Source organism: Undibacterium sp. KW1, from assembly GCF_009937955.1.
Taxonomy (GTDB): Bacteria; Pseudomonadota; Gammaproteobacteria; order Burkholderiales; family Burkholderiaceae_D; genus Undibacterium.
Genome location: NZ_AP018439.1, coordinates 5752985 through 5774823 on the forward strand (window position 1 = coordinate 5752985; position 21839 = coordinate 5774823).

23 protein-coding genes are annotated in these 21839 nt (G+C 52.0%); 16 read left to right on the forward strand and 7 right to left on the reverse strand.

The features are described from left to right. Positions 1 to 173: 173 nt before the first annotated feature. The 4 genes from UNDKW_RS25965 to xerC are packed head-to-tail and all read left to right on the forward strand — an operon-like array spanning position 174 to position 5017. On the forward strand, positions 174 to 2504 hold the full coding sequence (locus tag UNDKW_RS25965; protein WP_162061118.1) for a methyl-accepting chemotaxis protein: 2331 nt from the start codon (positions 174 to 176) through the stop codon (positions 2502 to 2504). A gap of 46 nt (positions 2505 to 2550) precedes the next feature. Continuing rightward, on the forward strand, positions 2551 to 3411 hold the full coding sequence (gene dapF, locus UNDKW_RS25970) for a diaminopimelate epimerase (RefSeq protein ID WP_162061119.1): 861 nt from the start codon (positions 2551 to 2553) through the stop codon (positions 3409 to 3411). Beyond that, entirely contained in the window at positions 3411 to 4070 is a 660-nt protein-coding gene (locus UNDKW_RS25975) for a DUF484 family protein (protein ID WP_162061120.1), read from the forward strand. The genes dapF and UNDKW_RS25975 overlap by 1 nt, the downstream gene beginning before the upstream one ends. A gap of 17 nt (positions 4071 to 4087) precedes the next feature. Next, on the forward strand, positions 4088 to 5017 hold the full coding sequence (xerC, locus tag UNDKW_RS25980; RefSeq protein ID WP_162061121.1) for a tyrosine recombinase XerC: 930 nt from the start codon (positions 4088 to 4090) through the stop codon (positions 5015 to 5017). A 12-nt stretch (positions 5018 to 5029) separates the two neighbouring features. Here the strand turns inward: xerC and UNDKW_RS25985 are convergent, their stop codons facing one another. After that, positions 5030 to 6091 carry an OmpA family protein gene (locus UNDKW_RS25985; protein WP_162061122.1) on the reverse strand — a complete coding sequence of 354 codons (1062 nt, stop codon included), beginning with the start codon at positions 6089 to 6091 and terminating at the stop codon, positions 5030 to 5032. A gap of 176 nt (positions 6092 to 6267) precedes the next feature. Continuing rightward, positions 6268 to 8244 carry a PhoX family phosphatase gene (locus tag UNDKW_RS25990; RefSeq protein WP_162061123.1) on the reverse strand — a complete coding sequence of 659 codons (1977 nt, stop codon included), beginning with the start codon at positions 8242 to 8244 and terminating at the stop codon, positions 6268 to 6270. A 420-nt stretch (positions 8245 to 8664) separates the two neighbouring features. On the opposite strand from UNDKW_RS25990, the gene UNDKW_RS25995 reads away from it, so the two are divergent. The 12 genes from UNDKW_RS25995 to UNDKW_RS26050 all read left to right on the forward strand — a co-directional run bounded on the left by UNDKW_RS25995 (position 8665) and on the right by UNDKW_RS26050 (position 18759). After that, on the forward strand, positions 8665 to 9165 hold the full coding sequence (locus tag UNDKW_RS25995; protein WP_370529056.1) for a Fur family transcriptional regulator: 501 nt from the start codon (positions 8665 to 8667) through the stop codon (positions 9163 to 9165). Between the two features lie 176 nt (positions 9166 to 9341). Beyond that, the gene (locus tag UNDKW_RS26000) at positions 9342 to 10445 is read left to right on the forward strand and encodes a GTP-binding protein (protein ID WP_162061125.1); all 1104 of its coding nucleotides are present in this window, start codon (positions 9342 to 9344) and stop codon (positions 10443 to 10445) included. 205 nt (positions 10446 to 10650) lie between these two features. Continuing rightward, positions 10651 to 11055 carry an RNA polymerase-binding protein DksA gene (gene dksA, locus UNDKW_RS26005; protein ID WP_110256573.1) on the forward strand — a complete coding sequence of 135 codons (405 nt, stop codon included), beginning with the start codon at positions 10651 to 10653 and terminating at the stop codon, positions 11053 to 11055. Between the two features lie 249 nt (positions 11056 to 11304). Further along, on the forward strand, positions 11305 to 11703 hold the full coding sequence (locus tag UNDKW_RS26010; protein WP_162061126.1) for a hypothetical protein: 399 nt from the start codon (positions 11305 to 11307) through the stop codon (positions 11701 to 11703). Positions 11704 to 11813: 110 nt separating this feature from the next. Further along, complete coding sequence (locus UNDKW_RS26015) at positions 11814 to 13853, forward strand: TonB-dependent receptor (protein ID WP_162061127.1); 2040 nt, start codon at positions 11814 to 11816, stop codon at positions 13851 to 13853. 296 nt (positions 13854 to 14149) lie between these two features. Continuing rightward, positions 14150 to 14452, forward strand: coding sequence for a hypothetical protein (locus UNDKW_RS26020; protein WP_162061128.1), 303 nt, complete (start codon positions 14150 to 14152; stop codon positions 14450 to 14452). A 26-nt stretch (positions 14453 to 14478) separates the two neighbouring features. Next, positions 14479 to 15540 (forward strand): STAS domain-containing protein, encoded by a 1062-nt coding sequence (locus tag UNDKW_RS26025; protein ID WP_162061129.1) that lies wholly within the window; start codon positions 14479 to 14481, stop codon positions 15538 to 15540. A 177-nt stretch (positions 15541 to 15717) separates the two neighbouring features. Then, positions 15718 to 16254 (forward strand): ATP-dependent protease subunit HslV, encoded by a 537-nt coding sequence (gene hslV, locus UNDKW_RS26030; protein WP_162043733.1) that lies wholly within the window; start codon positions 15718 to 15720, stop codon positions 16252 to 16254. Positions 16255 to 16267: 13 nt separating this feature from the next. Beyond that, positions 16268 to 17605 (forward strand): ATP-dependent protease ATPase subunit HslU, encoded by a 1338-nt coding sequence (gene hslU, locus UNDKW_RS26035; protein WP_162061130.1) that lies wholly within the window; start codon positions 16268 to 16270, stop codon positions 17603 to 17605. A 32-nt stretch (positions 17606 to 17637) separates the two neighbouring features. Continuing rightward, positions 17638 to 17829 carry a hypothetical protein gene (locus UNDKW_RS26040; RefSeq protein ID WP_162057056.1) on the forward strand — a complete coding sequence of 64 codons (192 nt, stop codon included), beginning with the start codon at positions 17638 to 17640 and terminating at the stop codon, positions 17827 to 17829. Between the two features lie 19 nt (positions 17830 to 17848). Beyond that, positions 17849 to 18358 carry a GAF domain-containing protein gene (locus UNDKW_RS26045; RefSeq protein WP_162061131.1) on the forward strand — a complete coding sequence of 170 codons (510 nt, stop codon included), beginning with the start codon at positions 17849 to 17851 and terminating at the stop codon, positions 18356 to 18358. A 221-nt stretch (positions 18359 to 18579) separates the two neighbouring features. Further along, the gene (locus UNDKW_RS26050; RefSeq protein WP_162061132.1) at positions 18580 to 18759 is read left to right on the forward strand and encodes a hypothetical protein; all 180 of its coding nucleotides are present in this window, start codon (positions 18580 to 18582) and stop codon (positions 18757 to 18759) included. A 30-nt stretch (positions 18760 to 18789) separates the two neighbouring features. On the opposite strand, the gene UNDKW_RS26055 is transcribed toward UNDKW_RS26050, so the two are convergent. The 5 genes from UNDKW_RS26055 to UNDKW_RS26075 all read right to left on the reverse strand — a co-directional run bounded on the left by UNDKW_RS26055 (position 18790) and on the right by UNDKW_RS26075 (position 21745). Then, a complete protein-coding gene (locus UNDKW_RS26055) occupies positions 18790 to 19788 on the reverse strand; it encodes an NAD(P)H-dependent glycerol-3-phosphate dehydrogenase (RefSeq protein ID WP_162061133.1) in 999 nt (332 codons plus the stop codon). Positions 19789 to 19905: 117 nt separating this feature from the next. Continuing rightward, entirely contained in the window at positions 19906 to 20355 is a 450-nt protein-coding gene (locus UNDKW_RS26060; RefSeq protein WP_162043738.1) for an SH3 domain-containing protein, read from the reverse strand. A gap of 61 nt (positions 20356 to 20416) precedes the next feature. Further along, positions 20417 to 20893 carry a protein-export chaperone SecB gene (secB, locus tag UNDKW_RS26065; protein WP_162043739.1) on the reverse strand — a complete coding sequence of 159 codons (477 nt, stop codon included), beginning with the start codon at positions 20891 to 20893 and terminating at the stop codon, positions 20417 to 20419. A gap of 163 nt (positions 20894 to 21056) precedes the next feature. Continuing rightward, a complete protein-coding gene (gene grxC, locus UNDKW_RS26070) occupies positions 21057 to 21323 on the reverse strand; it encodes a glutaredoxin 3 (protein ID WP_162061134.1) in 267 nt (88 codons plus the stop codon). A gap of 14 nt (positions 21324 to 21337) precedes the next feature. Beyond that, complete coding sequence (locus tag UNDKW_RS26075) at positions 21338 to 21745, reverse strand: rhodanese-like domain-containing protein (RefSeq protein WP_162043741.1); 408 nt, start codon at positions 21743 to 21745, stop codon at positions 21338 to 21340. Positions 21746 to 21839: the final 94 nt, after the last annotated feature.

Here is a 21839-nt window from a genome sequence, read left to right on the forward strand (position 1 = left end):
AAGTGTACTGGCCGGTCTGGATACAATCAAAATTTTGCTTTTTATGTATTTGATTTCTATCGTATCAATGACTGGAATCTGGGAAAATAGGTTTTATTAAAAGCAGCCACAAGATAGACAGGGACTGCGCCGCAGGGGCAATTTTGCATCAGACCACAAAGGCAAGGAAAATCATGTCCGGGAACAAAGCAACACTGATAGATAAGATCATGTATCCCTGCACAGTCTTGATGAGCAAACTCAGTTTGCGCACCAAGTTACTGGGTATATTTATTATTTTGCTACTGCCTTTGTTGTTTTTTGCCAGCCTTTCCCTGAACCAGATACGAACTGATGCCATCAATGCCCACAGCGGCCTGGACGGTGTGGAGGCAAATGGCCTGATCATGAACGTAGTCATCCAGACCCAAAAGCACCGTGGCCAGGTCAATCTCAAGCTTGCCGGAGATAAGCTGGATGATGATCTGGCAAAAACCCGGACTGAGCTGAAAAACAGCCTGGCCCAGCTCGACCAGTTCTTGCTTAATCATGCAGACCTGGGCCTGCAAGGGCCGTGGAAAGCCAGTGCTGATGAACTGCAGCAACTGGCTGCAGGCCAGACTGCCACCAATGTCAAAGACAACGTCGCCCAGCACAGCCGCCTGATCAGGCAAAGCCTGCAATTCTCTGCCCTGCTCAGTGAAAAGACCGGCTTGCTGACGGATACCCAGAGCGCCAACTTTCTGTTGCTGGATATCTCCCTGCGCAAGTTACCTGTATGGATAGAACATGTGGCGCTGTTGCGCGGCCTGGGTGCCAGTTATATCAAGACAGGGTCTATGGAGTTCCCGGAAAAAGCGGGATTGATCTCGCGCCTTGATGCCTTGCAGGCAGCGATGAATGGGGTGACTGATCTCGATGAGGCGATGAAACGGGCTGGTGTTGATGTCAGCACTGCAGAACAGGCAGCCATCGAAGCAGCCCAGACCTTTGCCGCACTCGCCAGGAAAAACCTGCTGGCAGAAAGCATCAGTGGTGATGCCAGTGCCTATTTTGCCCAAGGCACGCAAGCCATAGAGAAAACCCTGGCATTACAGACCCAGATGCTGGCCAAACTGACAGGCATGTTAAGAGACCGCAGCAGCCAGATGGAGTTGTATCAAAACCTGGTCAGCCTGGGCACGGGGGTAATCGTCATCCTCAGTTGCTATCTGGCGCTGGGGTTTTACCGTGGCTTCATGTCTGCCCTGAACCAGGTCGGGCGCTCTGCCCATGCAGTAGCCGCTGGTGACCTGACCAATCATATACGCATCACCGGCAAGGATGAACTGGCAAAAACCGGTAACTTGCTCGATAGCATGAATGGCAACTTGTCCAGACTGGTGGCGAATGTGCGCAGCAATGCCAGCATGGTGGCGCAACTCGGTGAGGGCCTGGCGACCAATATCAATGACCTGACCGTCAGGACTGAGCAACAGGCATCAAGCCTGGAAGAAACATCGGCCAGCGTCGATGACCTCGCAGATACCGTCAAAAAGAATGCAGACAGTGCCAGGGCAGTCGATAACCTGGCAGCAAATCTGCGCCTGATCACAGAATCGACAGGTGACGACATGCGTGCTGCCGTCGATTCCATGAATGGCATACACCAGAGCGCCCGCAAGGTGCAGGAAATTGTCAGCCTTATCGATGGCATTTCTTTCCAGACCGATATCCTGGCCCTGAATGCGGCGGTGGAAGCCTCGCGCGCGGGTGAGCATGGCCGTGGCTTCGCCGTCGTTGCCAGCGAAGTGCGCAGTCTGGCGCAGCGTAGCGCTGATTCTGCCCGCCAGATCAGGCGCCTGATTGATGATTCTGTGCACAGGGTGGATCAGGGTGTGAACCAGATCAGCAATGTCAACCAGACCCTGAGCGAGATAGTCACCGGCATCCGTGACCTGGCAAATAACATCAATGCCATCTCTGTGGCATCAAGCGAGCAAAGCAATGGCCTGTCACAAATCTCAGAAGCCTTGCGCCATCTGGATGATATTACACAAAGCAATGCGCAGATGGCGGAGCAGGCCAAACATGCTTCCATCAGTCTTGACGAGCGTGCCCACGCATTAACCAGGTCAGTCTCGGCCTTCAAACTGCTGCAAGGAACGGCAGATGAAGCCTATGCCCTGGTCAAAAAAGCTGTGCCTCTTTACCATTCCAGGGGCAGGTCTGCCCTGCAAATCATCACAGCCGATGCTGAAAAGCAGTATGCAGACCGCGACATGTATGTGTTTGCCTTTGACCGTCATGGTCAATATCTGGCTTTTGCAGGTAATGCCGCCAAACTCAAGGTCAACCTGTTTCATGTCGATGGCCTGGATGGCCGCAAGCTTGTCAGTGATGCATTTTCCCTCCCCGCAACTGGCGGCTGGGTCAGTTACACCATTGTCAATCCCGTCTCCAAAAAGACGGAAGCAAAGATCTCTTATATAGAGGCAGTAGAGGATAATCTGGTGCTTGGCTGTGGCGTGTATCAGGTTGAGTAAGGCATGGAATGCCATGACCTGTGCTGTCTGAGGCTATAATCGCAGCATGAAACTCAAATTCACCAAAATGCATGGCGCTGGTAATGATTTTGTCGTTATCGATGCGATTAACCAGCACATCAATTTCACTCCTGCCCAGTGGCGGCTGATTGCTGACCGCCGCTTTGGCATAGGGGCAGACCAGATCCTGGTGGTAGAACGACCAGAAAGCCAGGACGTCGATTTTCGCTACCGTATCTATAACGCCGATGGTGGCGAAGTCGAACAATGTGGCAATGGCTCGCGCGCTTTCGTGCAGTTTGTCATCGAAAAAGGCCTGACCGACAAATCGACCATACGTGTGCAGACCATGTCCGGCATCATAGAGCCGCGCATGGGGGCAGATGGCAAAATCACGGTCAATATGGGCGCACCCATACTGGAAGCAGCGCAGGTACCATTCAATGCCGAAGGTCTGGAGTCCAGGCCTGAAGGACATGACAGCTTGTGGCCACTGGACATCAATGGCAAACAGGTCTGGATTTCTGCCATTTCCATGGGTAATCCGCATGCAGTGCAGGTGGTAGCCTCGGTCGATGACTTCCCGGTCGCTGCTGATGGCCCGCTGATAGAGCATCACCCTCGCTTCCCGCGCCGCGTCAATGCTGGCTTCATGGAGGTTGTGGATCGCCAGCACATACGCCTGCGCGTGTTTGAACGCGGTGCCGGAGAAACCCTGGCCTGTGGTACCGGTGCCTGTGCCGCTGCTGTAGCTGGCCTGCGCCGGGGCTTGCTGGATAGCCCGGTACGTGTCAGCATGCGCGGTGGTGAACTTTCGATCGCCTGGGAGGGTGAAGGCCAGCCAGTATTCCTCAGCGGTCCGGCAGTGACCGTCTTTGAAGGCGAAATTAATTTAACAGAAACATAATGAATTCCACTGATATCGCCACCTACCTGATACAGCATCCGCATTTTTTTGAAGAACATGCAGAATTGCTGGGTTCCATCAAACTGACCAGCCCTGTCATGGGGCGTGCCATTTCCTTGCAGGAAAGGCAAATGGAAGTCGTACGCGAAAAATATCGCAGCCTGGAATTGCGCATGGCAGACTTGCTGCGCATCGCCGAAGAAAACCATGACATCAGCCAAAAGTTCCAGAGCTGGACGCGCGCGCTGCTGCTGGCCCGCAATGACGTCGATTTACCCCATGTACTGACCCAGGGTTTGCAGGATATCTTCGACCTGCCGCATGCGACCCTGCGCCTGTGGGGTGTGGCTGAGGATTTTGCCCATACCTGGTTTGCCAGCAGCACCAGCGATGATGCACAGTTGTTTGCCAAGGGCCTGACCACGCCTTATTGTGGCAAGAACCATGATTTTGAAGCGGCAGGCTGGATAGAGACAGAGCAGCCGGTTGAATCACTGGCCATGCTGCCTTTGCGTTTGTCTGGTAATGGTCCGACTTTTGGTTTGCTGGTACTGGGTTCACCCGACCCCAACCGCTATACCAAGGACATGGCAACAGATTTCCTCAGCAAGATTGCAGATACCAGCAGTGCTGCACTGAGCTGCCTGGTGGATATTTAGCCCAGATTAAGCATGACATGAATACGCAAGACGATTATCTGAGTCTTTATCTGGAAGTCTTGCGTAGTCAAAGACAATTATCGCAACACACGCTGGACAGTTACCTGCTGGATTTACGCGAGCTCATCAAGCTCGCAGAACAGGCCGGGAAAACCGACCTGGCCAGCCTGACTACCCATCACATACGCCGCTTCGCTGCCCAAATGCATGCTGATGGACAAAACGCCCGCAGCATTGCCCGCAAACTGTCGAGCTGGCGTGGCTTTTACCGCTGGCTGACAGAAGAACGCGATCTGGCCGCTAATCCGGTTGAAGGCGTGCGCGCTCCCAAGAAAAGCAAACCTCTGCCCAAAGCCCTGGGGGCAGATGATGCGGTGCGCCTGGTAGCCCACAAGGGCGGTGACCAGCCTACTGCGCGCGCCAACCGTGCGATGTTCGAGCTCCTGTATTCCAGTGGTTTACGGGTATCTGAGCTTGCAAGCCTGGATGTCGCGGCTGTCACAGAATCAGGCTATAGCTCGGCGGGCTGGGTAGATATGCAGGAAGCCGAAGTCCGCGTCACCGGCAAAGGCGGCAAGCAACGCATAGTCCCGGTAGGCAAACCCGCGCTGGATGCCTTGCATGACTGGCTGGCGATAAGGGCAACCCTGGTCAAGGCTGACCCGCACCCGCTGTTTTTAACAGAACGCGGCACCCGCATTTCCACTCGCCTGATACAACTGCGCCTGAAAGCACATGCGCAAAGCCTGGATATCCCGGCTAATGTGCATCCACACATGTTGCGGCACTCATTTGCCTCACATGTCTTGCAATCTTCCGGTGATTTGCGCGCCGTCCAGGAAATGCTGGGCCACAGCTCTATCGCAGCAACCCAGGTGTATACTTCTCTCGATTTCCAGCATCTGGCCAAGGTCTATGACCAGACGCATCCACGTGCCAAGAAATAAGCGGTAATTAGCTTAACGTAACACCATTTCTACACGCCTGTTTTTGGCACGGCCAGCATCTGCAGCATTGGAAGCACGCGGTGCCAGTGGGCCTACGCCTTTGGCGATCAGACGCGCATCGGCAATGCCATAACCCTTGAGTGCGTCAACCACAGCCTGGGCCCGCTTGCCAGATAAAGTCATATTGTAGTCAAGCACGCCCTGGGTGTCGGTATGGCCGACGATATACACTGCTGCGGTATTGGCTTTCAGGTATTTGGCCATCTCATCAAGCTGAGGTTTGGATTCTGGCTTGATGACGGCTTTGTCAGTATCAAAATACAGACCATAGAAACTGACTGCACCATTCGCTGCCAGTTCCTTGCTGATGGCGTCGGCATCAACGGTGACTATATTCTGTTCCATGGCTTTTGGTTCCAGCACTTCTACCAGCACAGTAACCCTGTCATTGAGGCTTTCACTCAGGTCCCCCATGCTGCCACCAGAATTGAGTGCAGCATACACCCCTACATAAGTCGTCGCTGCACCAGTTCCCTTTTGCAGCAGTGCATAACGGATGTCCTTGGCGCCATCGAAAACTCCCTGAACATAGCGATTCCGATTTACATCATAACCCTCGCCCTGCACATGGGTACGTTTCTCATTCCAGTTGTATTTCAGGCTCTTGAAGGATGGGCCGCAGCTATCGTTATCACATTGGAATATGGGTTTGAAGCCTTTGCTGCCGAGGCTATCACTAAAATTACGGAACACTTCCAGCGAAGACCGTCCTTTGGGAGAAACATAGACAGTACGCGTCAGCGCCCCCTCAGCTTTTTGTACCTTGGAAAATTTCTTGTTGCTGCTGTAATCTGGCTCAGTCGCCGAGCCAGCCGCAAAGGCAATTTCATCATAGGCTTTTTGCGTCTGCAGCAAAATACTGGAGCCCTGGTAACGCCCGGTCATGGGATGGTCCTTGGCATTCGGTGCATCCGTCGTCAATACTTTTTCATAGGCAGGGTTGACGGCGGCCAACACCATGGAACTGGCAAACAAGGAAAGGACCAGCAAGGATGACTTCAGCGTATCGTGCATGATATTCCAGGCTCCTGAGAAATGACATTTTCTACAATAGCTTGTTAATGTAGCACAGGACTTTTCTGGAAAGTGGGTAGTGATACCTGCCAGCAAACTTAGTTACAAATTCAGCGCCAGAAAAAGAAAAAGCAGCGAATCCGCTGCTTTTCCTGATTCAACAACAAGGCTCTTTTTTATGCTTTAGCCAGCTTGACACTGCTGACATCCGCTGTCAGGTAACCAACTGCAGATGCGAAACGGTCTTTGTAGTTGGCGCGTACCAATGGGTCCAGCGTCGGCTTGACGATGGAGTGAATCGCCAGCCAGTCACCTGCGTGCTGGAAGTTGCTGGTGATGTAAGTCCAGCCATTCAGGTCATCGACGACTGACAAGCCAGTAGCTTCAGCGCCCGAAGGCATGGAGGCAATACGTGACAACTTCTTGGTATCGACGTTATAAGCCCACAAGAAGTTATTCACGTGGTAGCTGCTGTCTTCACCAATGAACAGGGTACGCAGTTTTTCTGAGAACTTCAGATTGTCAGGTGCACCGATCTTGTCTGGATTAGCCAGGTTACCCAAGGCATCGGCAGCGATATCCTCACCGATCAGCAGGGTCTTGGTGACTGTTGGTACCCAGTCGCTGTTGATGGCGGCACCAGCGGTATCTTTCTGGCCGCCAGCCAGTGTGTGTGCCAATACTGCACCGGCATTCACTGCTTTTTCCAGCGTCACGCCAAAAGCTTCATTCCAGGCGGCATTGCCACGCACCATGGAGCTTTGCATGTTTTGCAAAGCGGAGTAAGCGATCTTGTCCTTGGCATTGACTGTCGTGCCTTCAAGCTTGGTCAGGGCCATGCTGCCACCCATGTAAGCTGCGTAGCGGTGGGTTTCCAGGAAGGCTGCTGCTTTTTCCATGCCTGGTTTGATCTTGATCCACTGCACTTTACCACTGTAGTAAATCTTGGTGAAGCTCGCATCTTTAGGATCGGCTGTTGCCACTTCCATGATGTCGGCAGGCTTGAGAGTATTTGCCATGGCTTCGATTTCTGCACTGGTGGCAGAGCCGAGCTTGATCCAGGTCAGAGCAGCACCGGCAGCAGCTGGGTCGATAGAGAAACCGGCACCGATTTTGGCAACATACAGTGAACCGGAAGACAGGTCTTTTTCTTTGTCGGCCACGAAAATGAAGATAGCACCGTTAGTGGCATCATCACCCATCAGTGCAGTACGGTTGTCAGGCATGACTTGTACCAGCTCATGTGACAGGCGGCCCATGCAGTAATGTTTTTTCGCTGTACCAGTACCGTCAGGATTGACAGTGATTTCTGGCATGTGGCCATAGTGGTAAGGGTTAGCCTTATTCTCGTCACCAAACAAGTTCGTGCTATAGGCCTTGAACTGGGTGTTAGTGGAGATAGTGAATGCATCAGGCTCGTATTCTTCACTGGACAGATGAGTGCCCCAAGGGGACAAGCTCGCACCGCAAGTGATCCACAGACCATTGACCTTGGACATATCAACATTGTGATATTTCACCAGGCTCAGTTTGCCGGTAGCCTGGTCTTGATCCAGTGTCAGTACGGCGATAGGGGAAGGCAGTTTGCCATACATATCGGTCGTGCCATCCTGCGCCCAGGTCGTGTATTCAAACTGCACAACAGCGAATACTGCCTTGCCTTTGATACCTGTGACTGTCGGGTTTGCTACTGACAGCAGGGATGTACCGTCAGGAGAATCAGAGAAGAACTGGCGTTCTTTGCCTGGCACTGTTTTGTCGATGATAGGTTTGTTATTGATATCGTAGTAGCCGCCCGCCAGGATAGTACCGCCGCTGCCATTTGGCACCAGGTCACCAGTCAGGAAGAAAGGCTGGTAAGCCAGCTTGAAAGTTTGCGAACTGTTGTCGCTGAAGTTGACGCTCAGTGTCGAACCCACAGTCGTGGTCGCCATTGCTGCTGCGTTTGCCAGAGATGGTGCTGGCATCGCAGTAAATTCTGCGCCAACAAAATTCGCTGCGACTGGCGTTACCGTCGCAGGAGTCGCTGCTGTCGAGCTACCGCCACATGCACTCAGCAATGAGGCCGTGGAAAATGCGCCCAGCGGCAGCAAAGGAGCGCCTGCGAGGAATTTAAGTGCCTGACGGCGACCGGCTTGAGGTTGATCTGACATGATTCGAATTCCAAAAGTTGATTGCGACAAAATGAGCCAACCGGAGACTACTGGTCACCAATTGCGCGCCTGAATTTGCGATTAAAACCTTGCTATGAGTATGGGCAAGTTCGGGCAGGAGTATAAGAAGTGAATATGACAGGCAAGTGAAACGCGAGATTTTTTCTTTACAACACTTGCGCCAGGCACCCAAATCGCTTGCTACTCCTGTCCGGAAAATTCTTTGCACAAATGCTGCTCTGCTCTCCTCCGGCATCGCTGGCCAATACTTTTGCAACTGAATTGCATTTTTGAGGCATAATAGGCATATATAGAAGGCAGACGAGAGACGGTGCATGGACTGTACTTAGACCGTAATTAGACCGTACTCAAACCGTAAGCAGCACGCTCTTGTCCCTGCCAGCAAACGATGGAATGACTATGAAATCACCCTCTACCAGAGCCAAACCTCCCACAACTGCCCATCATCATGGCGCAGCCTCGACACTGTTGTCGGGGGCTGGCGTGCGCGTAACCGATGCGCGCCTGAATGTCTTGTCTGAACTCTTGTCCAGCCAGCGCGCACTGTCGCATCTGGAAGTGCAGGATGCCTTGCCCGACATGGACAGGGTCACCCTGTACCGCGCACTGGATTGCCTGACCGATGCCGGGCTGGCGCATAAAATTTCTGGCGATGACAGGGTATTCCGCTACAGCACGGGTAGTGAGACTGCGGGCAACAAGGACCATCCAGCCCAGCATCAGCACGGGCATTTCAAATGCACCCGTTGCGCCAGGGTGTTTTGTCTGGATGATGCCAAACAGCCGCCAGGCTTGCGTGAGCAATTGCAGGCAACCTTGCAGACGACCTTGGGGCGAGGCTTTCAAAGTCACGATATAGAGCTGACCATCAAAGGCTGGTGCGCCGACTGCGCCAAATAGAAGGAACTACGAAAAACCGCCCCAGCTGCGGTGAAGTCGGGATTTCGGACAACATGTTGCCTGCCGACGTAACGAACATCCCTTGCAAGGGATGTTTCTTGAAGCAACGGCCTTGCTGGGACAATTTTTCGTAATTCCTAAACAGTACAAGAACTTGTTAAGTATTAGAGAAAATCATGGCATTAATCCCTACCACTATCCTGACCGGCTTTCTGGGTGCAGGTAAAACCACGCTGTTAAACCGTATCCTGCAGGAAGATCACGGTCACAAGATTGCCGTCATCGAGAATGAATTTGGCCAGGAAAACATAGACAATGAAATCCTGGTGCAGGACAGCAATGAACAGATTGTGGAAATGAATAATGGTTGCGTCTGTTGCACGGTGCGCGGTGACCTGATCGTTGCGCTGAGCAAGCTGATACAGCAAAAGAATGAAGGCAAACTGAGTTTTGACCGCGTCATCATAGAGACCACAGGCCTGGCCAACCCTGGCCCGGTAGCACAGACTTTTTTTGTGGATGAAGAAGTCGGCACATATTACATGCTCGATGCGGTGGTCACGGTGGTTGATGCCCGCCATGGCATGCAGCAACTCGATGAACATGAAGAAGCCCAGCGCCAGGTTGGCTTTGCCGACAAGATCCTGTTATCGAAAACCGATCTGGTTGATGCCGAAGCAGTAGCCGCATTGCGCGCCCGTCTGACCCGCATGAACCCGCGTGCGCCCATCGCGGCAGTCGATTTTGGCAAGGTTGCCATCAGCGAAGTGCTGGACCTGAAAGGCTTCAACCTGAATGCCAAGCTTGATCTCGACCCCGACTTCCTGCGTGCTGAAGAAGCAGAACATGAGCACGATCACGAACATGAAGCTTGCGATGCAGATTGCAAGCATGAACACCATCATCATAATGAACATACAGAACATGCTGAGCACGGTGACCATGCCCCGCAGGTACATAACCACCATCACGCCCATCATTCTGACGATATCGCCGCCTTTGTGTTCAAGAGCACGCGCCCCTTCAATACCGGGCAGCTTGATGAATTCCTCGGTGGCCTGGTGCAAGTCTTTGGCCCACGCATGTTGCGCTATAAAGGTGTATTACTGATGGAAGGCGCAGACCGCAAGGTCATTTTCCAGGGGGTACATCAAATCATGGGGACTGATGTGGGTGCCAAGTGGGGAGAAAACGAATTGCGCGAAAGCAAGATTGTATTTATTGGCAAAAATCTACCTAAAGACATATTTATTCAAGGTTTGGAGCATTGTTTGGTATAAACTAGCGGGCTATTGAAGTCAGACCTTGTCTGTCGTGCAAGTGGCATTCATGCAAATGTCATTTACTTTATCAATAAGGGGAGGATAATTGTCTGGGGCAAACTTGTTTCAGATTTGTTCTATGTATTAACCCGTCGTATCGAAAGTTAGCGAAGTGGCAACTAAATCATCTAAATCGACTGCTACAGTCAGCGCACCCGAAGCTCTGCTCACCGAGGAAGAAATCCTCAAGATGGGCGAGAAGGACTATATGAACGCTGCACAACTGGCATTTTTCAAGGCCCGTTTGCAGCAGCTTGAGAAGGATTTATTGAAGAACGCCGACGAAACCACCGAGCATCTTCGTGAAACCGTATTAGTACCAGACCCGGCAGACCGTGCCACGATAGAGGAAGAACATGCGCTGGAATTGCGCACCCGTGATCGTGAACGCAAGCTGCTGAAAAAAGTACAGCAATCCATCAATAGTATTGATGAAGGCGATTACGGCTGGTGCGAAGAAACCGGTGAACCAATTGGCGTACCACGCTTGCTGGCGCGTCCAACAGCGACCCTGTCGCTGGAAGCACAGCAAAGACGTGAAATGAAACAAAAGCTGTACGGTGACTGAGCTTTAGCATCAATCTCCAGCGCTTCTGATTCGCAAAAGCGTGCGGTGGCAACTGCGCGCTTTTTTATTGAAATTGAATGCAACCATGTTGCATGCGATTGAACTTTTATCAGATAATTGTTTCCAAGCGATGCAAGACCATGCCATCCGGCTGTCATAATGCTGGTGTATTGTCGGTTTTTTGCTACAGATATTGATTAATTTTTGACCTGAATTTGACCCGGTATTCACTGGAAATGTAATCCCAAGATGTTACGCCCCACCCAGACCAGTATAAAAAACAGCAAACGATGGTTGCTGTGTGTTCTGCTGCCTGCGCTGTTATTTACGCAATGGCTGGGGCTGGCACATCGTATCTCGCATGCGGGCGGTGCCAGCAGCCAGGTATTTACTGGTGTCTTGCCACAAACTGCACAACTGGGGACCTTCCTTTTCCAGTCCGGCAGCCAGGATGAGAATGGTAATACCCTGCACTCCTGCACCTTGTACGATGCCGTCAGTGCCGCTGAATTCCTGCAACATATACCAGATACCATAGAACTGCTGGCTGGTAAGGCTATCGTTGGCCCCAGCCCTGCGATGCTGAGCTGGCATGCCCTGCTGCAAGTCTCTTTTTCTTCGCGCGCCCCGCCTTTCCTGTTTGCCTGACCAGCGCCAGAACGCACTGAACTGTGCATCTGGCTATCCGGTTTTCCAGATGCTTTTGGCGTCTGGAATATCGCTGCTCTTTGTCTTTTATATCGCAAACAGGAAATAACATGGTTTTTCAACGCACTCTGATCACCAGCGCAGTGCTGGCACTTTTGACGCCTGTACTGACACCCGCCTCTCAGGCATATGCCCAGACAAGCTCCACCAGCGACTCCGCATCTGGCACCATCAATACAGTGACCGTCACTTCCAACCCGATCAGCTCTGACGAGAATATGCAAGTGCTCACTCCAGCCAAGATATTGTCAGGCCCAGAGCTCAGGGCCAAGGTTGGCACTTCACTAGGAGACACCCTGGGAGCCGAGCTAGGCGTTTCTGCATCCGGGTTTGGTGCCGGTGCCTCGCGCCCCATCATCCGCGGCCTCGAAGGCCCGCGTGTCAAGATCCTGCAAAACGGCATGGGTGTGGCTGACGTATCGAGCCTGTCGAATGATCACGCCGTTGCCAGTGAAAGTGCGACTGCCCAACAGATAGAGGTCTTGCGCGGCCCTGCTGCCTTGCTGTATGGCAGCGGCGCGATTGGTGGCCTGGTGAATGTCATCGACAACCGCATACCAACTATCCTGAACAAGAAAATGACGGGTGAAGGCGAAGTTCGCTTCGGCAGTGTCAATTCAGAAAAGAGCCTGTCATTCTCGCTCGATGGTTCCAGCGGCGTGATCGGACTGCATGCAGACGGTGCCAGCCGCGAAACGGGCAATTATAAAATACCAGGTAATATCTCTTTGAGCGACCCAGGCTCAGGCAGTGGCCGTGTGCCATCCAGCTTTACCCGTGAATCTTCACTGGCTTTGGGTGCGTCTGTCATCCAATCCTGGGGTTATGTCGGTGCCGCAGTCCAAACCCTGAATGACCATTACGGCATACCAACGGCAGAACGTTCCTTCATCGACTTGAAGCAAAACCGCCTCGACATTGATGGTTTGCTCAATTCGCCATTGAGCGGTTTCGATACACTGAAATATAAATTCAGTGCCACCGACTATAAGCACACTGAAAAAGCTGAGGACGGTACGCCCGTCACCGACTTCAAGAACCAGATGCTGGAAAGCCGCATTTTGTTGTCTCACCCATCCTGGGCTGGCTGGCAAGGTAGCTGGGGCCTGCAGACTGAGCAGGTGAAATTCTCTGCCTTGTCTGCCACGACTGGCCGCGCCGATACGGTGCCAAGTACCAAGTCCAATTCAGTTGCGCTGTTCTTTGTCGAGCAAAAGCAGATTGCCGATGTCATGGCCAGCACTGGTATGCGCTTTGAAAATGTGAAGCGCACGCCGGAAGCCAGCACTGGCCTGAAGGCGCGTGAATTCAATTTATTCTCGGCTTCTGTCGGTGGCTTGTGGCAATTCGACAAATCTTATGGCGCAGGCCTGAGCCTGTCATGGGCGCAACGTGCCCCGGCGACAGAAGAATTGTATTCCGCCGGGCCACATGAATCGACTGCCACTTTTGATATCGGCAATACCGACATGAAAAAAGAAGCCTCGCGCAATCTGGAATTCAGCATACAAAAAACCCATGGTCTGCTGCGCTGGAAGATCAATGCCTTCCTGAACAAGGTCAATAATTACATCTACGGCCATACCAATGGCATCAAGGTAGATGAAGCAGGTATCCCTGATGCTGATGCAGAATTTACGCTGCGCAACTGGTCGCAGGCATCTGCCACCATACGTGGCGGTGAAGCCGAGATCAGTTACAACCTGCTGGGCGAAGGCTGGTCGGGCCGCGCTTTTGCCGATTACTCTCGTGGCAGTCTTGATAATATGGGCAACCTGCCATTACAACCAGCCACACGTGCCGGTTTTGACATTGGCTACCGCACTGGTGCATGGCGTGCTGGCGTGGATGTCTTGCATGCTTTGCGTCAGGACAGGCTGGCCAGTTTTGAAGGTTTTGTTACACCGGCGTATACCAAGGTCGATGCCAGTCTGACTTATACCCATCCTTACCAGAATATGCAGCTGACCTGGTTCCTGATGGCAAAGAATTTGCTGAACCAGGATATCCGTCTTTCTACTTCAGTTTTGAAAGAAACCCTGCCTCAGCCCGGCAGAAATGTGCTGGCGGGACTGCGTGTCAGCTTTTAATGTTAAAAAATCAGCTAAGAATTGCAAGAAAAATGTAAGCAGATGTAATTGACGTTTAGGTTATTAATTCATAAGCTGTAGGTATGGGAGGCGGCATCCGCCCCCATTTCCTGCAAAAAAGCAGCTTTTTTGCAAGGTTTTCACCGATCTTGCGTAGCAATTAAAAGAACATTTGAAGAAAAACTGTCTGGAGTAGTTGAGCCCAGTCAACCATTGGAACGGAAATCAGAATATACTAAGCACTCGTCAAATTCGCTACCGGGTGGTCAGCGCTTCTATTCTTATTTGGGAACAAAGTGGGGATTTTTTCTCTTTTCGGTAAAAAAGGTGTCAAGCAAGAAGATCGCTCCACCGAGAAATCTTCTTCGAGAAAGACGCGCTCCAAGAATGGTAATACCGTCATTGGCGGTTTCCAGGACAGTGAGGTTTTTAGCAATTCGATTATTGCTCAGCGCCATATCGCCCGTGCTACCGAGAGAAAAATTGACGCCATAGAATTTGAAATGTCGCGTGACATCGTCAAGACCCGTCCGCCGACCATCACCAAAACCGATTTGGGTGCCCCACCCAGCCGCTGGAAAGAAAAGCGCCGCCGGTAGAATTCCAGACCACGTTGCCGATGATGATGCCTACAGATTATCTGTTAGGGCAGAACTCGGAAATGTCGGCCTCTGCCCTCGCCTACAGCGAAACCGTCCCTGTACTTGAAGAAGCAGCCATACTGTTTGCCAGTGGCCAGAATGAAGTTGCTGAACAGATGCTGGCGTCTGCCGTGCATAACCATGAACTCGGTGGTGCCACCGAAATCGGCTGGCAAATGCTGTTTGATCTGTACCGCATCACGAACGACCAGCACAAGTTTGAAAGCCTGTCGCTCGATTACGCCAACAAGTTTGAGACCTCGCCCCCCTTGTGGCCCGAAAACCAGGCTGGCAATGACAATGATGCCGAGTCGCAGGGCGATACCACGGTCGCAAATGTCAGCTTCCCGGCCAAGCTCGATAGCAGCACCATCAAATCACTGGAAAAACTGCAGGTAGCGGCAGGCAAGAGCAAAAGCCTGCGCCTGGACTTTTCCCGCGTCAAGGAAGTCGATCCCATAGGTTGCGGCCTGTTATTGCGCGCACTCAAGGGTTTGAAAAAATCCGGCCATGATTTGTTGCTGGTGGGTGCCAAAGACCTGGCAGATAAAATCCGCAGCATCTTGCTGGTAGGCCGCCGCGACGAGACCGAAGCGCCATGGCTGTTATTGCTGGAAATTTTGCAATTGCTGCATTTCGAGCAAGCCTTCGAAGAAGTCAGTATGGATTACTGTATTACTTTCGAAGTGTCGCCGCCATCGTTTGAAGCGCCAAAGAATAATATCACCAGCGCCCTGCCTGAAGCCCCGGCACAGGAAGAAGCATCCGACCGCTACATGATGCCAAAAGTGGTTGAAGGCAAAACAGAATTCCTGATATCCAATATTGCCATGCAGGCAGAACAGCACAACCCGCTGATCCTTGATTGCACCCGTCTGGAACGTGTGGAATTTGGTGCCTCTGCGCAATTATTGAATGGCCTGGCACCTATCGCCAGCAAAGCCGGCATGAATATACGCTTTGAAGGCGTCAATTACCTGGTCATGATGTTGTTCAATGCCATGGGCCTGAAAAACATCGCCAGCATTATCCCACGCAAGCACTAAACTATAGCAAGGTGGTCTTTTGTCATCACTCTGATGGTGATATGTACCCGCTTTGTTCACGCTTGCAATTCAGAAAAAACACCCCATTTTCTACGAATCAGGCAATCTGGCCTGCTTATACTGCCCGTTCATGACCCATGTTCGCGTGCAGGAATGGCACTATTTTTTGAGGTTCATATGGAACAATTTCACGGCACCACGATTTTGACGGTGCGACGCGGCAATCTGGTTGCCCTGGGCGGCGACGGTCAGGTAACGCTGGGCAATATCGTCATGAAGGGCACCGCCCGCAAGGTGCGCAAGCTGTATCACAACAAGGTGTTGGCTGGTTTTGCTGGCGGCACGGCAGACGCGTTCACCCTGATAGAACGTTTTGAATCCAAGCTGGAAAAACACCAGGGCCACCTGATGCGCGCTTCGGTAGAACTGGCAAAGGACTGGCGTACTGACCGCATGCTGCGCCGCCTGGAAGCCATGTTGCTGGTAGCTGACAAGGATACGACACTGGTGATTACCGGTAATGGTGATGTGCTGGAACCCAATCAGGGTATAGGTGCGATAGGCTCTGGCGGTACCTTCGCCCAGTCCGCTGCGATTGCCCTGTTTGAAAATACTGACTTGTCGCCTGTTGATATCGTCAAAAAATCCCTGACTATTGCTGGTGAGTTGTGCATTTATACCAACTTGTCGCACACCATAGAAACACTGGAATGAATTGGAATATGCAATGAACATGACACCGCAAGAGATCGTCTCTGAACTTGACAAGCATGTGGTTGGCCAGTCCAAGGCCAAGCGCGCCGTTGCGATTGCCCTGCGTAACCGCTGGCGCCGTCAGCAGGTGCAAGAGCCACTGCGCCATGAAATCACACCTAAGAATATCCTGATGATAGGCCCGACAGGCGTAGGTAAAACCGAGATCGCCCGTCGCCTGGCCAAACTGGCAGATGCACCCTTTATCAAAATCGAAGCGACCAAATTCACTGAAGTTGGTTATGTAGGCCGCGATGTCGATACCATCATCCGTGACCTCGTCGATATCGGCATCAAGCAAACCCGCGAAACCGCCACCCGCAAGGTACGTGCCCGTGCGGAGGATGCGGCTGAAGACCGCGTACTCGACATCCTTTTGCCACCAGCGCGCGACTTTGGTTTCCATTCTAGTGAAACCGAGGCTGCACCGGCTGACAATACAACGCGCCAGACGTTCCGCAAGCGCCTGCGTGAAGGTGCACTCGATGACAAGGAAATTGAAATCGAAGTGGCCGAAGGCGTCACCCACATGGAAATCATGGCTCCGCCGGGCATGGAAGAAATGACCGAGCAGATCAAGACCATGTTCTCCGGCATGGGTAATGGCCGCAAGAAGTCACGCAAACTCAAAATCAAGGAAGCGATGAAGCTGCTGATAGAAGAAGAAGCAGGCAAACTCGTCAATGAAGAAGAACTGAAGCAGGATGCGATACGCAATGTAGAGCAAAACGGCATCGTCTTCCTCGATGAAATTGACAAGATCGCTTCACGCTCAGAAACTGGCGGCGCCGAAGTCTCGCGCGCTGGCGTGCAGCGCGACTTGCTGCCACTGGTAGAAGGTACGACCGTCAATACCAAGTATGGCATGGTCAAGACTGACCATATCCTGTTCATTGCGTCTGGTGCCTTCCATCTGGCCAAGCCGTCTGATCTGATACCTGAGTTGCAGGGCCGTTTCCCTATCCGCGTGGAACTGGAATCTTTGTCCATCGCTGATTTTGAACGTATTTTGACAGGTACCGATGCCTGCCTGACACGTCAATACCAGGCCTTGCTGGCAACCGAAGATGTGCAGATAGACTTCACGCCTGAAGGCGTGGAAAGACTGGCTGGCATCGCTTATTCAGTCAATGAAACGACAGAAAATATCGGTGCCCGCCGCCTGTATACCGTCATGGAAAAGCTGCTGGAAGAAATTTCTTTCGATGCTCAACAGAACAGTGGCAAGACGGTCACCATCGATGCTGCCTACGTCAATGAACGTCTGGAGGCCTTGTCGGTGAATGAAGATCTGTCACGCTACGTGCTGTAATTTGAATTTAAATTTGCAATCCGGGATTCAAGATGGCTAACAAAGCGCTGGCGACAAGACAACGCATGCAGTTTCGTGTTGAGCCATCACAAACACCGGCCAAAGGCAGGGCTAATCAGGCAAGGAAAGTCTTGCCTGATTACCTGATTGCGAAAAGAAAATCCCAGCCCCTATCCTCACCTGCTACTGCCGCCAAAAAAACGGACAGTCAGGAAGAAAATTAAACACTCTTCAGGAACGCCCATGTTTGATACCCCTGCTGCCAGCGATAAACCCGATTACCTCATGCTGGCGCGCCAGTTGGCCAGCGTACTCGAAGGTGAACGCAATCTGATCACCAATGCAGCCCAGTTTTCTGCCTTCATTTACAGCAGCATCACAGATTTGAACTGGGCTGGATTTTACCTGTGCGCACCGGCCAGCAAGCCAGATGCAGAATTCCCGAATGACCTGCTATTGGGCCCATTCCAGGGTAAGGTCGCCTGCACCCGCATTCCATTCAAACGCGGGGTATGCGGTACGGCCGCAGCAGAACGACGTACCGTGCTGGTAGAAGACGTACATGCATTCCCGGGACACATCGCCTGTGATTCAGCATCCAACTCTGAAATAGTCATCCCTTTGATCAAGGACGGCGAGATTTATGGTGTGTTTGATATCGACAGCCCGCGCCTGAAACGCTTCGATGCAGAAGACCAGTTGGGTCTTGAGAACTTGCTCGCCATCTTTACGGCAGCGACAGATTTTAAATAATAGCAATACCAGTGCCCTGTGAAATCAGCCAGAATGTGGCGAGGGGCAGACAAAGACCATGGCTACCATGGTCTTTTTTGTTAAGCTATGTCAAAACTGCCTAATTTCTGTCTTTGCCCGGTCTTTGTCGCTCTACACTGAGTTTATTGAAACTGAGCAAAACTCAGAAGACCCAGGGAGATGGCATCATGGCAGGATGCAGACGCCGGAAAATGCTACACATGCACAAGCAGCCTTTGCGCAGGCGTGATGTGATGACGCGCTTCATGGTCGATCTCGGCATCCACTATCTTGAAGTACTGGGGCAGACCAAGGCCATGCACTTCTTGCGCAGACACCATGTGCCTGAAACTGTCATCACCCGCGTCCTGCATTCGCCCGCGTACCGGCGGCGCTATTGAACCCTTTTTATGGTGTTTGCCTGGAGTGTCTTAATGAGTTTCCTGCTTGGCATCCCTGGCAAGCAAACGACCTATCATCTCTTGCAATGAAATCCCGTCAAACAGTACGCCAGCTACGGCATCGGTAATTGGCATCTGTATGCCCAGACCTTGTGCCAGCGAACGTACTGCCTGTGCACAACGCACGCCTTCAGCGACATGACCCAGTTCCTGTACGATGATATCCAGGGATTTACCCTGTGCCAGCGCCAGACCTACCTTGCGGTTACGGGATAAATCACCGGTACAGGTCAAGATCAGATCACCTACGCCAGTCAGACCCATCAGGGTTTCTGAACGGCCACCAAGGGCAACACCAAGGCGGCTGATTTCTGCCAGGCCACGGGTTATCAGGGCGGCCCGCGCATTCAGGCCCAGGCCCAGGCCATCGGCCACACCAGTCGCAATCGCCAGGATGTTTTTGACTGCACCACCGACTTCAACACCTACCACGTCGTCACTGGAATACACCCGCATGGCATTCACATGCAGGGCCTGTACCACCAGGCTGCTGAGTTCATTGGACTTTGAGGCAATCGTCAATGCACAAGGCAAGCCTTTGGCTACTTCCTGTGCAAACGAGGGGCCAGACAAGGCACCGAAGGTAGTGTCCTGTCCAAGCACCTGCTCTGCCACCTGGTGTGGCAAAAGCTGCGTGGATTCTTCAAAGCCCTTGCATAGCCAGATGATGTTCCTGGGTTGGTAAGCCCGGCAAGCTTCCAGCGTAGGACGCAAGCCTGAGACTGAGGTGGCAATCACCAGCAAGCCATCAGCGCCAGCGGCATGTGCCATGGCAGCGGCAAAATCTGCGGTCACCTGCAAGCTATCAGGAAAAGGGAAACCACTTAAATAATCACTATTTTGCCTGTCTGCCTGCATGGCAGACATCGCAGCCTGATTACGCCCCCACAGCAAAACATTGTTTTTTGCAGCAAAGGCAATTGCCATGGCAGTGCCCCAGGCACCTGCGCCCAATACGCTGATATTCATGCTTGTCCCTGACTCCTGCTTATTTTAATAACCGGGGCAGATGTAAAAAAAGGACAGCAGGCTGTCCTTTTTTGCAAACTGTCATCTGCCTATATATTCAGCCCGGGCACTATAGCACTATAGGCCCCAGACTTCATTGATTTTGACAAAGCCTAACTGGCCGTCACGGTGTTTCACCTTGACCCAGCCACCAGCAGCAGGCTCGGCCATTTCCAGCAAGACATGCTTGTCGGCACTAAAGACCAGCGGGGCAGATTCGTCTGCCGCTGCCCTGATCTTGGCATTTGCGGCCCGCACTACCAGGCTGCGGCGGGTGATCAAATCCTTGGATTCAACCCAGCTCATTTCACCGCTGACATCTCTTACCTTGCTCCATGCGCCAGAAGTAAATACCACTTCCAGCGGCATGCCACGCGGGGCCACTGCCAGTTTCGCACCTTTGGCAGATGGGGCATCGTACAGGATGACTGGCGAAGCGCCGACGGAACGGAATTCCAAAGCCTGCGCCGCACTACTCGCAAGCAGTGTCAATAACAGCAAAGGCAAAGGCGTCAGCAGGCGTCGCATGGATATCTTTCATCAGGCCGACCTGGCTATAACCAGATCAGGCCCGTAATAATGAAGCAAATTACTGAATAGTCGTAGGCGCTTCAGTATTGGCATTTGCCTGTTCAGCTGCCAGAGTCAGACGTTGCGCGTAGAACGCTTCGAAATTGATTTCTGACAGATGGATAGGAGGGAAGCCAGCACGTGTGATCGCATCTGCTACGTTGGAACGCAGGTATGGATAAACGATATTAGGGCAGCCAATACCCAGCAGAGGATCGAGTTGATCTTCAGGGATATTGCGTGCTTCGAAAATACCAGCTTGCTTGCCTTCAACCAGGAAAGCGACTTTTTCGCCGACTTTTGCAGTAACAGTCACTGTGACTGTGGCTTCATAGATGCCATCAGCCAGTTTTTCAGAGCCTACGTCGACAGAAACTTCGATGCCTGGGGCTTCTTGTTCCAGGAAAATAGCTGGGGAATTTGGCTGTTCAAGCGACAAATCTTTCAGATAAACGCGTTGAATTTGGAATACGGGCTGCAGATTTTCGTCAGACATGTGAAACTTTCTAAAATTCTAAAAGATTAATAATGAACAGCGAGTCTGGCAGATAGGGCCGTTTCCAGCCATTTCAAGATCGCAGCGCTCTATTGTAGCAAGTAGTCTGCAAAAACAGCAATTTTGCTGTAAAACCCGTAGAAAATCCGGCAAAAACCTGCTTTTAATCAACCGGATTCAGCAAAGGATCAAGTTTACCCGCCCTGTCGAGGGCAGACAGGTCATCAAAACCGCCTACGTGAGTGTCATCTACATAGATTTGTGGCACGGTGCGGCGACCGGTCTTTTTCATCATCGCTTCGCGCACACCGGGCTCAAGATCGACACGGATTTTTTCTATCTCTTCGACACCCTTGGATTTCAACAGGCGTTCTGCCATCGTGCAATAGGGGCACACGGCGGTGGTATACATGACTACATGGGCTTTCATGATGCTCTCCTGCTTTACTTTACTGTTGGCAAGCCTTGCGACTTCCAGGAATCTATACCACCGTCAAGGCTGAACACCTGGGTAAAACCGGCTTTGCTGAGCAAACCGGCGGCGCTGGAAGAACGAACACCGGAAGCACACACAGTAATAACCACATTGCTTTTTGATTTTTCTATCTCTTTCAGACGGTCATTCAGCTCTGGCAGCGGGATATGTTTGGCATTTGGCAAATGTCCGGCGGCAAATTCCTCGGCGCTGCGCACATCCAGCACCAGGGTCTTGCCCTGATTCATGTATTGTGTGGCTTGAAAATGCGATACCTTGGCACCACGTCTTTGTAAGGCAGGTATTAACAATGCGCCGCCGCTGATCAGGGCAAGGGCTAACCACACATAATTGTAGTTGGTAAGAATGAAATTCACAGGATTCCAGTAGTAAAAATGGTTATCAGAAGCGCGTCATTATAAAATAGATGCCGCAATCGCATACTAAATCACTCATCCCTACTTCTCGCAC